Raw genomic sequence first — 1615 nt, 5'->3', positions numbered from 1 at the left:
TGTAGAGTCGAAGGAGGTCGGCAAAAGCCTTCCTCCGTCCGCTCAATCAAACGGATCGTACAGTTTTCCCGTAATCCGCTTTCCTTTATGTCATCCTTTAGATGCAACTTTAGATTCTAAATCTGGAATTAATGAAATAAGGTTTACAAGTTTGTAATCCGAATAGAGTTTGGATTCGTGAAGTTTCTTCCAACCCATGTTTCGCCATCTTTTAAATCGATGGCTCCATATTCTTCTTACAATCCAGCGTTGGAGTTTATTGAAGAGTTTTTTAACGTGAGCTTTACGATAGTAGTTACCCCATCCTCTGATAACAGGATTGATATTCTCTATTAACTCAAATAAGCTTAATGGGATTCTTCGTTTTGTACGGCTACGTATAGTGTCCATGAATCGCTTCACTGATTTCACAGTAGGAATTGCATAGATGTTTAAGATATTAGGTTGCTTTTTGATTTTATGGCGAGGAAGTTTAAGTCCTTTTCCTTGTTTAATCTTATATCCTAAAAATTCAAATCCCCATTTAATGTGTGTTATTCTGGTTTTCTCAGGGTGGAGTGTTAAGCCAATTTTAGATAGTATTTGTCTTGCATCATTTAATGCTCTCACTGCTTCATTTCTTGTTTTACAGAGTACTACCCAATCGTCGGCGAATCTTGTAAGTCGATACCCTTTATCAATCATTTCATGGTCAAATGAATCTAGATAGATGTTACTGAATAACGGACTGATTACCCCACCTTGCGGTGTGCCTTGAGTGGTCGCATGTTTCTTTCCCTTTTCCATATAGCCCGCTTCAAGCATTTGCCTAATGAGTCGTAAGACTCGTCCATCACTTACTTTTTCAGCGATTTTATTTATTAACAATTCATGTTGGACATTCCCAAAGAAGTCTCTTAAGTCTGCATCTAGGACCCATTCGCAACCACAGATAATCTCACGATATATCTTCCTCATAGCTTGATGGGTAGACTTTCCTGGCCTATAACCAAAACTACAGTCATTAAAAGTTGGTTCAAATATTGGCTCAAGACGATTCTTTAAAGCCTGCTGACAAACTCTATCCCGAATGGCAGGAATTCCAAGAGGTCTCTTCTCGTTTGGTTTATTTCTTTTAGGAATGTTAACTCTCCTGACCGGTAGTGGTTTATATGAATCATTTTTCAGTCTCTGATGTAGTATGTCTAGTTCTTTATACTGTACCTTTTCAAAATCACTGATACTGATATTGTCGATTCCTCCGCTACCTTTGTTTTCCTTAACTTTTTCCCAAGCCATCAATAGATTTGTCGGGTGGTAAACCTTATCTATTAAGGAATGAATCTTTCTTGTTGTACCATTATCCGTCATTGGTTTCGTGTCCTCCACATACAAGTTTAGGGTCTTTCACAAAGGGAACTTTCCGTTCTTGTTCGTTTTACTCGCAAAACTAATTTCGGATTTTGGTTCCATAAAGCAAGCTGCCTTCCCCATTTATTTACCTTTTGAATAAATAAATGACATCTATAAAGATGCTCCAGACGTTTTTGTTGTTCGTCTGTTAAAGTACTATTCAGCTCTCCGACTTCTCGCAGTGCATTTGTGTCCATTTCGGGGTTTCCTTATAGTTCACATT

At 38.0% G+C, this 1615-nt stretch carries 2 protein-coding genes; both read right to left on the bottom strand.

Features of this window, described 5'->3' with window-relative positions; genetic code table 11:
- Positions 1 to 90: 90 nt before the first annotated feature.
- Complete coding sequence (gene ltrA / locus BR30_RS0116195; protein WP_026565884.1) at positions 91 to 1350, bottom strand: group II intron reverse transcriptase/maturase; 1260 nt, start codon at positions 1348 to 1350, stop codon at positions 91 to 93.
- A 26-nt stretch (positions 1351 to 1376) separates the two neighbouring features.
- Positions 1377 to 1589 (bottom strand): hypothetical protein, encoded by a 213-nt coding sequence (locus BR30_RS0116190; RefSeq protein ID WP_026565883.1) that lies wholly within the window; start codon positions 1587 to 1589, stop codon positions 1377 to 1379.
- Positions 1590 to 1615: the final 26 nt, after the last annotated feature.

This window comes from Bacillus sp. UNC41MFS5 (assembly GCF_000686805.1).
The sequence above is the reverse complement of the archived record's forward strand: the minus strand, read 5'-3'. Positions and strand labels throughout refer to the sequence as shown.

Bases quoted from the DNA above. Each gene is read 5' to 3' on its own strand.
- ltrA (WP_026565884.1), bottom strand. From the start codon at position 1,350: ATGACGGATAATGGTACAACAAGAAAGATTCATTCCTTAATAGATAAG.
- BR30_RS0116190 (WP_026565883.1), bottom strand. From the start codon at position 1,589: ATGGACACAAATGCACTGCGAGAAGTCGGAGAGCTGAATAGTACTTTA.